The organism is Caldanaerobacter sp. (assembly GCF_049701115.1).
Lineage (GTDB): Bacteria > Bacillota > Thermoanaerobacteria > Thermoanaerobacterales > Thermoanaerobacteraceae > Thermoanaerobacter.
This window is the reverse complement of record NZ_JBNATX010000002.1, coordinates 119,978-132,355: the sequence shown is the minus strand read 5'-3', so window position 1 is coordinate 132,355 and position 12,378 is coordinate 119,978. Positions and strand designations below refer to the sequence as shown.

General features: G+C 38.9%; 14 protein-coding genes and 1 pseudogene. 14 read left to right on the top strand and 1 reads right to left on the bottom strand.

Annotation, left to right across the window (positions count from 1 at the left end; genetic code table 11):
• The first annotated feature begins 305 nt into the window (after nucleotides 1-305).
• From rho to wecB, 14 genes and pseudogenes are all read left to right on the top strand, one after another.
• The gene (gene rho, locus ACPLVE_RS01975; RefSeq protein WP_424609346.1) at nucleotides 306-1,766 is read left to right on the top strand and encodes a transcription termination factor Rho; all 1,461 of its coding nucleotides are present in this window, start codon (nucleotides 306-308) and stop codon (nucleotides 1,764-1,766) included.
• A gap of 64 nt (nucleotides 1,767-1,830) precedes the next feature.
• Nucleotides 1,831-2,040 (top strand): 50S ribosomal protein L31, encoded by a 210-nt coding sequence (gene rpmE / locus ACPLVE_RS01970; protein WP_011024645.1) that lies wholly within the window; start codon nucleotides 1,831-1,833, stop codon nucleotides 2,038-2,040.
• A 73-nt stretch (nucleotides 2,041-2,113) separates the two neighbouring features.
• Complete coding sequence (locus ACPLVE_RS01965; RefSeq protein WP_424609446.1) at nucleotides 2,114-2,692, top strand: thymidine kinase; 579 nt, start codon at nucleotides 2,114-2,116, stop codon at nucleotides 2,690-2,692.
• 18 nt (nucleotides 2,693-2,710) lie between these two features.
• Nucleotides 2,711-3,634: a DUF1385 domain-containing protein gene (locus ACPLVE_RS01960; RefSeq protein WP_424609344.1), complete on the top strand. Its 924-nt coding sequence runs from the start codon at nucleotides 2,711-2,713 to the stop codon at nucleotides 3,632-3,634.
• Nucleotides 3,621-4,457, top strand: a complete 837-nt coding sequence (prmC, locus tag ACPLVE_RS01955; protein WP_424609342.1) for a peptide chain release factor N(5)-glutamine methyltransferase — start codon at nucleotides 3,621-3,623, stop codon at nucleotides 4,455-4,457. Before ACPLVE_RS01960 ends, prmC begins: the two co-directional genes overlap by 14 nt.
• Nucleotides 4,458-4,560: 103 nt before the next feature.
• Nucleotides 4,561-5,631, top strand: coding sequence for a peptide chain release factor 1 (gene prfA / locus ACPLVE_RS01950; RefSeq protein ID WP_424609340.1), 1,071 nt, complete (start codon nucleotides 4,561-4,563; stop codon nucleotides 5,629-5,631).
• 228 nt (nucleotides 5,632-5,859) lie between these two features.
• Entirely contained in the window at nucleotides 5,860-6,579 is a 720-nt protein-coding gene (locus ACPLVE_RS01945) for a ZIP family metal transporter (RefSeq protein WP_424609338.1), read from the top strand.
• 23 nt (nucleotides 6,580-6,602) lie between these two features.
• The gene (locus ACPLVE_RS01940) at nucleotides 6,603-7,661 is read left to right on the top strand and encodes an L-threonylcarbamoyladenylate synthase (RefSeq protein ID WP_424609336.1); all 1,059 of its coding nucleotides are present in this window, start codon (nucleotides 6,603-6,605) and stop codon (nucleotides 7,659-7,661) included.
• Nucleotide 7,662: 1 nt separating this feature from the next.
• Nucleotides 7,663-8,067: pseudogene (locus ACPLVE_RS01935) on the top strand (low molecular weight protein arginine phosphatase); the annotation flags it as partial.
• 57 nt (nucleotides 8,068-8,124) lie between these two features.
• Nucleotides 8,125-8,571 carry a ribose 5-phosphate isomerase B gene (rpiB, locus tag ACPLVE_RS01930; RefSeq protein WP_424609445.1) on the top strand — a complete coding sequence of 149 codons (447 nt, stop codon included), beginning with the start codon at nucleotides 8,125-8,127 and terminating at the stop codon, nucleotides 8,569-8,571.
• 21 nt (nucleotides 8,572-8,592) lie between these two features.
• Complete coding sequence (gene upp / locus ACPLVE_RS01925) at nucleotides 8,593-9,225, top strand: uracil phosphoribosyltransferase (protein ID WP_424609334.1); 633 nt, start codon at nucleotides 8,593-8,595, stop codon at nucleotides 9,223-9,225.
• Nucleotides 9,226-9,238: 13 nt separating this feature from the next.
• Complete coding sequence (locus ACPLVE_RS01920) at nucleotides 9,239-9,682, top strand: deoxycytidylate deaminase (RefSeq protein WP_424609332.1); 444 nt, start codon at nucleotides 9,239-9,241, stop codon at nucleotides 9,680-9,682.
• Between the two features lie 54 nt (nucleotides 9,683-9,736).
• Complete coding sequence (locus ACPLVE_RS01915; protein WP_424609331.1) at nucleotides 9,737-10,777, top strand: MraY family glycosyltransferase; 1,041 nt, start codon at nucleotides 9,737-9,739, stop codon at nucleotides 10,775-10,777.
• 21 nt (nucleotides 10,778-10,798) lie between these two features.
• Nucleotides 10,799-11,950 carry a non-hydrolyzing UDP-N-acetylglucosamine 2-epimerase gene (gene wecB / locus ACPLVE_RS01910; protein ID WP_424609329.1) on the top strand — a complete coding sequence of 384 codons (1,152 nt, stop codon included), beginning with the start codon at nucleotides 10,799-10,801 and terminating at the stop codon, nucleotides 11,948-11,950.
• Between the two features lie 15 nt (nucleotides 11,951-11,965).
• On the opposite strand, the gene ACPLVE_RS01905 is transcribed toward wecB, so the two are convergent.
• A complete protein-coding gene (locus tag ACPLVE_RS01905; RefSeq protein ID WP_424609328.1) occupies nucleotides 11,966-12,262 on the bottom strand; it encodes a hypothetical protein in 297 nt (98 codons plus the stop codon).
• Nucleotides 12,263-12,378: the final 116 nt, after the last annotated feature.

Genomic DNA, 12,378 nt, shown 5'->3' with positions numbered 1-12,378 from the left:
CTTTGCAACTCTGGAGCATTAACACAAAATGCCACTTAAATAAAGAAGGACTTTGTCAACACACTGTAAGCGGGATTTAATTCCCGCTTTTTAATTTGATTGTATAAAATTTTTATAAACTGTTAAAAATATCAATATATTCGCTAAAAAAGTGCTTGACATGTTGAGAAAATAACAATAAAATAAAAGAAGATTATACGTCTTCATTTCTCAGCTTTTTTGTTTCTTCGTGAAGTTTCCGTTCTCAGTTATCCCCAAGTTTTGGAAGGCGAATTTTTTAAATTTATATCTTGGGAGGTGCGCTTTTGGAGATTGATATTAACAATCTGGAAAATTTAGGTTTAATGGTACTGAGGGAAATTGCAAAAGAATTGGGGATTAAAAGCATTACGAAGTATAGAAAACAGCAACTTAAAGAGAAAATCATTGAAAAGTTGAAAGAAAGAGAAATTGAAAATGAGAGAAAAACAGATACACAAATCGAGGAAAGTTTAAAAATGAATGAAGTAAAGGTGACCGAGGGAAAGGATGCTTCTACATTTTACAATAGTAACGATGGTGTAAAAACGCCACAAGTTCCCGTGAAAGAGAATTTACCCGTAGTAAAAGAGCTTTCTGACCCGCTAAAAGAGCTTATACAGACTCAAGGGGATGTTGTAGCAGAAGGTATTTTGGATATACTGCCTGACGGATTTGGTTTTTTAAGAGTAGAAAATTTCACTCAAGGTCCTAAAGACATATATATTTCTCAATCCCAGATAAGAAGATTCGGATTAAAGGTCGGCGATAAGGTAAGAGGGATTACACGGATTCCTAGAGAAGGAGAAAAATACTCTGCTATTTTGTATGTAGAGGCTATAAACGACGAAGATCCGGAAAAGGCTAAAAAAAGGATTCCTTTTGATGACCTTACTCCTATTTTCCCCAATCAAAAGTTAAGACTGGAGACGTCTCCTAGGGAATTTTCTATGAGGCTTGTAGACCTCATTGCTCCTATCGGGAAAGGACAAAGAGGTATGATTGTAGCCCCTCCTAAGGCAGGCAAGACCACCCTTTTAAAACAGATTGCTAACAGTATTTCTCAAAATCATCCCGAAGTAGTTTTGATAGTGTTGCTGATAGATGAAAGGCCTGAAGAAGTGACCGATATGAAAAGGTCTATAAAAGGAGAAGTGGTGTATTCTACCTTCGATGAATTGCCGGAGCACCATATTAAAGTTGCAGAGATGGTTTTGGAACATGCTAAGAGGTTGGTGGAATATAAAAGAGATGTGGTGATTTTGTTAGACAGCATTACACGACTGGCAAGAGCTTATAACTTAGTTACACCTCCATCGGGTAGGACTTTGTCAGGAGGAATCGATCCTGCCGCTTTGCATCCACCTAAAAGGTTTTTTGGCGCAGCGAGGAATATTGAAGAAGGAGGGAGCCTAACCATCCTGGCGACGGCTTTAGTTGAAACGGGGAGCCGAATGGATGAGGTTATTTTCGAAGAATTTAAAGGAACGGGCAATATGGAATTGCACCTAGATAGAAAGCTTCAAGAAAGGAGAATATTTCCTGCTATTGATATATATAAGTCTGGTACTCGAAAAGAGGAATTACTCCTCACGCAAGAAGAGCTTGAGGCAATGTGGATTTTGAGAAAGGCCATGTCTAATTTACCCCCACAGGAAGTTACAGAGATGGTTATTGAAAAGCTTATAAGGACAAAGTCAAATGCCGAGTTTGTGAATATGATACGGTCCCAGTTTTATAAATCTTGATATTGTCTGAAACTTGTGTTATAATTTCACCGTATGAGTTTGTGCTTGAGTGAGGTGAAGACATATGAAGCCAGGTATACATCCCACCTATTATCACGATGCTGTTGTGAAATGTGCCTGTGGAAATACTTTTATAACAGGTTCTACTAAGAAAGAGATTAGAGTAGAAATATGTTCAAAATGCCATCCTTTCTTCACAGGTCAACAGAAGATTGTGGATACAGGTGGAAGAGTCGAGAGATTTAGAAAGAGGTTTAATTTAGAGGAAAAATGATTTGGGGGTTAGAGTGAAAAAGACTCTAACCTTTTGTTTTTAATTTGACATTAAAAGAAGGGTGGTTTTTATGATATACGGGTCTCTTGATCATGGTTTTATAGAAGTCATAGTAGGGCCGATGTTCAGTGGGAAAAGTGAAGAGCTTATAAGGAGGATTAGGAGGGCTCAAATAGCAAAACAAAAGGTTCAAGTGTTTAAGCCGGCAATTGATGATAGGTATTCTATTGACAAGGTAGTATCTCACAACGGAAGCAGTATAAGCGCTATTTCTGTTGCAGACTCCTCAGAAATACTAAAACTTTTGGAAGAAGATACTCAGGTAGTGGCTATAGATGAAATACAGTTTTTTGACCAATCTTTAGTAGATGTAGTCAGGGAAATAGCCGATATGGGCAAAAGGGTTATATGTGCCGGACTTGATATGGATTTTAGAGGTGAACCTTTTGGACCTACGCCTTACATAATGGCTATTGCTGAATCTGTAGACAAGCTGACTGCTATATGTGTTAAGTGCGGCAATCCTGCGACAAGAACTCAAAGATTGATAAACGGGAAACCGGCTAAATATGACGACCCAATTATCCTGGTAGGTGCTCATGAGACCTACGAGGCGAGATGCAGAAAATGCCATGAAGTTCCTCGGGAGTAGCTAAATGGGGGTGCAGTGATGAAAAAAACAGATATAGGCGGACAAGCAGTAATTGAAGGAGTAATGATGAGGGGGCATAGAAGCTATGCCATAGCCTTAAGAAAAGGGGAAGATATAGTAATAAAAAAAGAATATGCTGTTCCTTTGACCAGGAAAAACAAATTCTTTTCTCTTCCTTTTATAAGAGGAACTTTTGCTTTGTTAGATTCCCTTGTCATAGGTATAAAAAGCCTGACCTACTCTGCAGAAGTTTTTGAAGACAGTGAATCTTATGAAACAAAATTTGACATTTTTCTAAAAAAAATCTTCGGTGAAAGACTCGAAGATGTGTTGATGTATTTTTCAATAATAGTTTCTCTTGTTTTGTCGATCATTGTATTCTTTGTAGGACCGACATATGTAGCAGATTATGCGAGAATTTTTACACAAAATGCTATAATGATAAATTTTGTCGAAGGCCTTGTTAGGGTTCTGATTTTTATAGCATACCTTTTATTCATTGCCCAGATGAAAGATATAAAAAGAATATTTGAATATCACGGTGCTGAACACAAGGTTATCCACTGTCTTGAGCATGGAGAGGAATTGACGGTGGAAAACGCCAGAAAATATACCACTTTACATCCGCGCTGCGGTACCAACTTTCTCTTTATAGTCATGATAGTTTCAATAATAGTTTTTTCCTTTTTAAAGTGGCCCTCTTTTTATGTGAGGATAGCAAGCAGAGTTCTCTTATTGCCGATAGTAGCAGGTATTTCCTATGAGGTTATAAAACTGGCTGGTAAAAGCGATGATAAAATACTATCTCTTTTTGTATATCCTGGTCTTCTTCTTCAGAAGATAACTACAAGAGAGCCAGATGATAGCCAGTTAGAGGTAGCGATTGCATCTTTGAAGAGTGTCCTTGAAGACGAAGGAGGAAAAGAGTTTGAGAGTATATGAGGCAATAGCTTCAGGGGCAAGGGAACTGGAAGGAGTGTGTGAAAACCCGCGTCTTGAATCCGAACTTTTGCTTTCTCACGCTCTTGGAGTTGACAGAGTTTGGCTTGCAATCAAAAGAGATGAGACTTTGAATGAACAGGAAATAGTTCGATTTTTCGAATATATAGAAAAGAGAAAGGCTCGTGTTCCATATCAATATATTGTGAAAAAGCAGTATTTTATGGGGCTTGAATTTTATGTGGATGAAAGAGTTTTGATTCCAAGGCCTGAGACAGAAATTCTGGTAGAAGAGGTTTTAAAGAGAATAAAAAAAGGTGACATAGTATTAGACATCGGAACGGGAAGCGGAGCTATAGCTGTTAGCATAGCCAAACATTTTCCCGAATGCAAGGTATATGCTTTAGATATAAGCGAAGAGGCTTTGGAGGTTGCTATGTACAATGCGAAGAGATTTGGAGTAGGTAATATACTGTTTTTAAAAAGTGATATTTTTTCGAACGTTCCTGACAGTTTGAAATTTGATGTGATTGTTTCTAATCCACCTTATATCAAGAGGAGTGAAATCGAATCTTTGCAGGAAGAAGTTAAAAAAGAACCTGTTTTAGCTCTGGATGGTGGAGAAGATGGGCTTTTTTTCTTCAGGGAAATTGCCTATGGTGCCAGACCTTTTTTGAAAAAGGGTAGTAAAATTTTCTTTGAGATAGGTTATGACCAAAGGGATGAAGTGAAAGGAATTCTTCTTGAAAATGGGTTTAAAAATATTCAGGTAGCAAAAGATTTAGCTGGAATAGATAGGGTAGTAATAGGAGAATATTATGGTTAAAGTAATTACACAAATTATAAATAAAACTTCATTGGCGAAGGGAGTTAACTTTTAGTTTTCACTTTTTTATGGATGTGATATAATTTTTTTCTGAGGTGAGATAATGATAGAGAAGTTGCAGGCGATAGAGGATAGGTATGTAGAACTCAGTCAGAAGATAAGTGACCCTGCTGTCATCTCCAATGTCGAAGAATGGAGAAAATATGTGAAAGAGCATGCGGCCATTGAGGACATAGTATTGAAATACAGAGAGTATAAAAAAGTTCTAGAAGAAATAAAAGCTACAGAAGAGCTTTTATCTTCACAGGATGAGGAACTCAAAGAGATGGCAGAGGAAGAGCTTTCAAATTTGGAAGAAAAAAAAGAGAAGCTTGAAGAAGAGATAAAAATTTTGCTGTTGCCAAAGGACCCTAATGATGAAAAAAACGTCATAATGGAGATAAGAGCCGGTGCTGGTGGGGAAGAAGCTGCGCTTTTTGCTGCTGACCTTTTCAGAATGTATACTATGTATGCAGAGAAAAAGGGCTGGAAAGTTGAGATAATGAGTGCAAATAAGACGGATATTGGAGGTTTTAAAGAGGTAATTTTTAGTATTTCGGGTAAGGGAGCTTACAGCAGGCTCAAGTATGAGAGTGGTGTTCACAGGGTGCAAAGGATCCCTACGACAGAAGCTGGAGGTCGAATTCACACTTCTACAGCTACAGTAGCGGTTCTTCCAGAAGCGGAGGAAGTCGATGTAGAAATAAACCCTAACGACATAAAAATAGATGTATTTAGGTCGAGTGGGCATGGAGGCCAAAGTGTCAATACTACTGATTCAGCTGTGAGAGTTACTCATATTCCTACGGGGATAGTAGTTACCTGTCAAGATGAGAGGTCTCAGATTCAAAACAGGGAAAGGGCTTTGAAGATTTTGAGGGCAAAACTTTATGAAATGGCTTTAAAAGAGCAGCAAAAAGAAATAGCTGAGGCTAGAAAGTCACAGGTTGGTACAGGGGAAAGAAGCGAAAGAATAAGGACTTATAATTTCCCACAGGGAAGAGTAACAGACCACAGGATAGGGCTTACTCTTTATAAACTTCAGGAAGTTTTAGATGGCGAGTTAGATGAGATAATTGATGCCTTAATTTTGAACGACCAGGCTGAGAAGCTGAAGACCATGGCTTTTAATTGATTTCTTTTGTACTACTTGACTAAACTAATTTTATAAAGTATAATTTATAAAAAATACTTTATTGCAGTAAACTAAAAAATTAGCCCCCCAGCTGTCCTCTATAGAGGACACTTTAGATCGCTCGATGGTCCTCCTACCGTCGAGCGAACTTTTTATTTGTAATAACTTTGTAGGAGACTTAATAAAGTAAAATTGAGTGTTGTTTTATAGAATAAAGGAGATGTTTGTATGTCTAATTCGGAGATAATGCTAGTGGGGGCTTTTGCAGGAGTTATAGGGACAGGATGTGGAGGAGTTTTTGCCTATTTTTTAAAAAAACCAAAGCCCAGGTTCTTTAGCGGAATAATGGGATTAGTTGCAGGTCTTATGCTTTCTGTAGTTATGTTTGACCTTTTGCCTCATGCTTTTGAGGTATCCGGGATTTTTGTAGGGATTATGGGGGTTATCGTTGGAGCCTTGGTAATTTCTTTTATGGACGAATATATAGAAAACACTAAATTCAACAGAAGTTTTATAAAAGGCGGAATGCTTCTTGGGGCTGCAATTGCTTTACATAATTTTCCTGAAGGGCTTGCTGTAGGGTCCGGTTTTATGGTTTCTTCTTCTTTAGGTATTGATATTGCTTTAGTGATTGCGATACACGATTTCCCCGAAGGAATAGCGGTAGCAGTGCCTCTTTCTGCGGGAGGAGTTTCCCCTTGCAAAGTATTGCTGTATACATTTTTAACAGGTTTGCCGACTGTTTTCGGTACTTTTATAGGTATTTTAAGTGGCGGCATATCCGATACCTTTATTGGACTTGATCTTGCTTTGGCTGGAGGGGCTATGCTTTATGTGACCTGTGGTGAGATAATACCCGAAGCCAGAAGTATTTATAAAGGGAAAATTTCTGTTTTGGGGATGATATTGGGGGTCATAGGTGGTATAATAATAACGAGATATTTGTAAATAATTTGTGAGGAGTGCCTTTAATGACAAAAGTGATAAGGATTGATAGATATAACCCAGAAATAGAGCTTATTGATTATGCAGCCGAAGTCATAAAAAAAGGGGGTCTTGTGGCATTTCCGACGGAAACGGTATACGGAATAGGGGCGAATTCCTTTGATGAGGAAGCAGTGAAAAGAATCTTCATTGCTAAGGGAAGGCCCCAAGATAATCCCTTAATTTTACACATAGCTTCTATAGATCAGGTTTACGACCTTACAGTGGAGTTTCCTGAAAAAGCCAAGAAACTTGTACAAAAATTTTGGCCGGGGCCTTTGACTATTGTATTAAAGAAATCCTCTAAAGTTCCTTATATAAACACTGCCGGTATGGATACTGTTGCAATAAGAATGCCTTCAAATTCTATAGCTCATCTCCTCATAAAAAGAGCGGGAGTACCTATATCTGCTCCAAGTGCCAATGTCTCAGGAAGGCCTAGTCCTACGGATGCTTCCCATGTTATTGAAGACCTTTATGGTAAAGTGGATGTCATAATAGATGGTGGAAAGTGTGATGTGGGTTTGGAATCAACTGTGGTAGACCTTACTGATGAAATCCCAGTCATATTAAGGCCTGGAGCCGTGACGCTTAACATGCTCCAAGAAGTATTAGGAGAAGTAAGGCTGGACCCTTTTCTTTTAAAAAAGCCAGACATGGATATAAAGCCTAAATCTCCAGGGATGAAATACAAGCATTATTCTCCCAGGGCAGAGGTTTACATTGTAAAAGGTCCGCTTGATAAAGTTGTAAAAAAAATTAAGCAATTGGCAAAAAATCAATTGAAAATTGGCAAAAAAGTTGGTATAATGGCGACAGTGCAAACTTCGACACAATATGAAGAAGGAGAAGTTATTGTCGTTGGAGATAGAGAAAAACCGGAAAGCATTGCAAAAAATTTGTTTGAGGTTCTGCGAGAATTCGACAGAAGAGAAGTAGATGTCGTATTTGCTGAGAGTTTCGACTACGATGAAATTGGACTTGCCATTATGAATAGGTTAGAAAAGGCTGCTGGCTATAAAGAAATAGAGGCTGAGGGGAGTTGACATGAAGGTTTTATTTGTATGTACAGGGAATACCTGTAGAAGCCCTATGGCTGAAGGGCTTTTTAATGCTAAGGCAAAGGCATTAGGGAAGGATTGGAAAGCAAGTTCGGCAGGAGTATTTGCTCCTGAGGGTTTTCCGCCTTCTGATGAGGCTATAGAAGTCTTAAAAAGGGATTACGGTCTGGATATATCGAGTCATAGGTCAAAGAGCTTGAAGGAGAAAGATTTGAAAGAAGCAAATCTTATTCTTGCTATGGCTTCTTCGCACAAGAGAACTTTGGCTTCTCAATATCCGGAATATGCTTCCAAAATTTACACCATAAAAGAGTTTGTGGGATTAGAGGGAGATGTAGAAGACCCTTATGGCATGCCGATAGAGGTCTACAGAGAAACGGCAAAGGAGCTTTCCGATTTGATAGACAAAGTGATTGAAAAACTCTCTGAAGAAAGGATGGTAAAGAAGATGATCGCTTTGGGTTCCGACCATGCAGGATATGCACTTAAAGAGGTTATAAAAAAGTATTTAGAAGAAAAGGGGATACCTTATAAGGATTTTGGTACCTTCAGTGAGGAATCTGTTGATTATCCTGATTATGCCCTTAAGGTAGCAGAAGCAGTCGCATCCGGTGAGTGTACGGAAGGAATTTTAGTATGCGGTACCGGTATAGGTATGTCGATTACCGCAAACAAAGTGCCGGGGATCAGGGCTGCACATGTAGAGGATGTTTTTTCAGCAAGAGCTGCGAAAGAGCATAACAATGCAAATATCCTCTGTATGGGCGGAAGAGTTACGGGACCTGGGCTTGCAGTAATGATGGTAGAAGAATGGCTAAATGCTACTTTCCAGGGAGGGCGGCATCAGAAGAGGATTGAAAAAATAAGCGAGATAGAGAAAAAATACATGAAATGATAAATAGGAGGTTTTTATTTTATGTATGAGAATGTTTTTGTTATAGACCATCCTCTTATACAGCATAAGATAAGCTTAATAAGAGACGAAAATACCGGCTCAAAAGAATTTAGGGAGCTGGTTGGAGAAATAGCAATGTTAATGGCTTATGAGGTAACACGAGACCTGCCTTTGGAGGAGATAGAAGTAAAGACACCTATAGCTGTGGCTCGAACAAAAGTGATTGCAGGTAAAAAGTTAGGGATAATTCCCATTTTGAGAGCGGGGTTGGTTATGGCGGATGGGATGCTCAAGTTAATACCTACTGCGAAAGTAGGCCATATAGGTATATATAGAGATCCCGAGACCTTAAAACCAGTTGAATATTATTGCAAACTTCCTTCTGATATTGCAGAAAGGGACTTAATAGTAGTGGATCCTATGCTTGCGACGGGAGGTTCTGCTTCTGCTGCAATTCATTTTTTGAAAGAGAGGGGAGCTCAAAGTATAAAGCTTGTGAACTTGATTGCTGCTCCTGAAGGCATAAGAGCAGTCCACAAAGACCACCCAGAGGTACCCATTTATGTAGCTAGCATAGATCAGGGACTTAATGAACACGGCTACATTGTTCCGGGATTAGGAGACGCTGGAGATAGGTTGTTTGGGACCAAGTAAGGAGAGGATAGAAATGAGACCCTCTTGGGACGAATATTTTATGCAAATTGTGGATGTAGTAAAGACAAGGTCCACATGCATAAGAAGGCAGGTAGGAGCTATTTTAGTAGTGGACAAACACATAATTTCTACAGGCTACAATGGACCTCCTACGGGGTTACCCCATTGTGAGGAAACGGGTTGTCTTAGAGAACAACTGGGTATACCTCCGGGAGAAAGGCCTGAGCTTTGCAGAGGGGTTCATGCGGAACAAAATGCTATAATACAGGCGGCTTTACATGGAGTGAGTACAAAAGGTGCTACTCTTTATGTAAGCGCAAGCCCTTGTGTGATATGTGCTAAAATGCTTATAAATGCGGGAGTAAAAAGAATTGTTTATGAAGAAGAGTACCCCGATGAACTTGCTTTTCAACTTTTAAGGGAGGCAGGTATTGAATTAGTAAGATTTAAAAGGTAAAATAATTAATGGTAAAGGTGAACAAGGGGTGCCCTTGAAAAGGAGTGTTTAAAAATGAAAGTTTATATTTTGTCCTTCTTGTTGGCTTTTGTTGTGGCATTTCTTACTACTCCATTAGCTCAAAAATTGGCTTTTGTAATAGGAGCAATTGACATTCCGAAGGATGAGAGGCGTATACATACAAAGCCAATACCGCGATTAGGTGGACTAGCTATTTTTGCGGGCACTATGATTAGTATACTTCTCCTTTTACCGAAGTCTCATGAGACGATGGGTATAATATGGGGTGCTTTGGCGATCGTTTTTTTAGGCGTGTTGGATGATAAGTATTCTTTAAATTCCAAAATAAAGCTTATAGGGCAGATTGTCGCTGCTTTTATCCTCATATCGAGTGGTGTCAGAATAGATTGGGTCTCTAACCCTTTTGGTGATGGCGTAATCTATCTTAAAAGTTGGATGGCGATCTCTCTCACTCTTCTTTGGGTTGTGGGAGTAACAAACACTATAAATTTGATTGACGGTTTGGATGGTTTGGCAGCTGGAATCGCCTTTATATCTTCTACCTCGCTTTTTATAATTTCTCTCTTGAATGGCAGGTATGCGACGGCTATTATCTCAATAGCGATCGCAGGGGCAAGCTTGGGATTTTTACCGTATAATTTTAATCCCGCCAAGATTTTTATGGGTGACACCGGTGCTATGTTTTTGGGATTTTTGCTTTCGGCTATTTCGATACAAGGAGCGATAAAGTCCGCTACGGCGATTGCTATTGTGGTGCCTGTTTTAGTGTTAGGTGTGCCTATATTTGATACTCTTTTTGCGATAATCAGGAGGATCTTAAACAAAAAGCCCATTATGGAGGCGGATAGAGGGCATTTGCATCACCGGCTTCTAGATAAAGGGTTAAACCAAAGGCAGGTAGTCTTTATCCTATATGGGGTAAGCTTGATACTTGGTGTGAGCGCCATACTTATATCTTTTACCAGCGAATCAAAGAGTCTTATTATTCTTGCCCTTTCTCTTGTATTCATATTCTGGGGAGCAAACAAAATAGAACTGTTAAGGAGCAATAAGAAAGGAACACAAACTCGTTGATTGTTTAAGGAGTGCGAGAGAATGATAAAAATCATCACTGTGTTTGGCACGAGGCCAGAAGCGATAAAAATGGCTCCACTTATCAAGGCTTTAGAGGAAGAAAAAGAATTTGAAACATTAGTATGTGTAACGGCCCAGCACCGTGAAATGCTTGATCAGGTGCTGAGGCTTTTTAATATTGTCCCCCAATATGACCTTGGCATAATGAGAGAGAGGCAGACTTTATCTGACATTACTACTGCTGCTATAGAGGGTCTTGATAGAGTGTTTCTTAAAGAAAAACCGGACCTTGTTCTGGTTCACGGAGATACCACTACTACTTTTGTGGCAGCTTTGGTGGCTTTTTATAACAAAATAAAAGTGGGGCACGTGGAAGCGGGTTTGAGGTCTTTTAACAAATGGTTTCCTTATCCTGAGGAGATAAACAGAAAATTGACAGGGGTGCTAGCAGACTTGCATTTTGCCCCTACTAAAAGAGCTAAATTAAATCTTATAAAAGAAGGAGTAGAAGAAGAAGGCATTTTCGTTACAGGAAACACCGTAATTGATGCTATGTCCTACACAGTAAAGAAAAATTATATTTTTAAAGATGAGAGATTAAATAGAATCGATTATAAAAACAAAAAAGTCATAGTAGTCACGGCTCATAGGAGAGAAAATTGGGGTAAGCCTTTAGAAAACATATGCAATGCGATTAAAGATATAGCTAAAAGTTACAGAGAAGAAGTATATTTCGTGTATCCTGTTCATATGAATCCGGTAGTAAAAAACACAGTCAACCAAATTTTGGGAGATATTGACAATGTGCTTCTTTTGGACCCTCTTGAGACAGACGAGATGCATAACCTTTTAGCCCAGTGCTATATGGTTATGACAGATTCAGGAGGCTTACAGGAAGAAGTTCCTTCATTGGGTAAACCAGTCTTGGTTTTAAGAGATGTAACAGAAAGACCTGAAGCGGTAGAAGCCGGGACCGTCAAGTTGGTTGGTACAGATTATAGAAGAATTTATGAGGAAGCTGTTACTCTCATAAAGGATGGGAATGAGTATAAAAAAATGGCAAATAGAGTGAATCCTTACGGAGATGGAAGAGCATCTGAAAGGATAGTAAAGGCAATAAAGTATTTTTTTAGACTTTCAAAAGAAAGACCAGAAGAATATGAAGGGGGCTGATGCCCCCTTCGTATGTTATTTGCTTGCTTCTTGTTTTGTCTGGCTTTTTGCAATTAAGTACCAGATATAACCAATCACTATTGCTCCGATGAAGCCGCCTATTACATTATAATCGTAAAGCATCCATCCCCATTTGCCGAGATATGCTCCACCTAACCATGCGCCGACTAGATGAGCGATTAATGCAGACCAATAAGTACCCCATATCTTGTTAAGTTTGTCCCAATACCCTTCTCCTGCTTTTGCGTTAAACCAAGGATGGAATACAAGACTGGATATGAGTCCTACGATAAGTACCATCAACCAAAACATAGGCTACACCTCCTTTTTAGAGGTTTTTCCTTCTACTTTTAATTATATTCAGTATGAGATTTAAAACAAATCTGATTTTTGACCTTTTTTGACCAAAAATCAAGCTTTTTCTGACT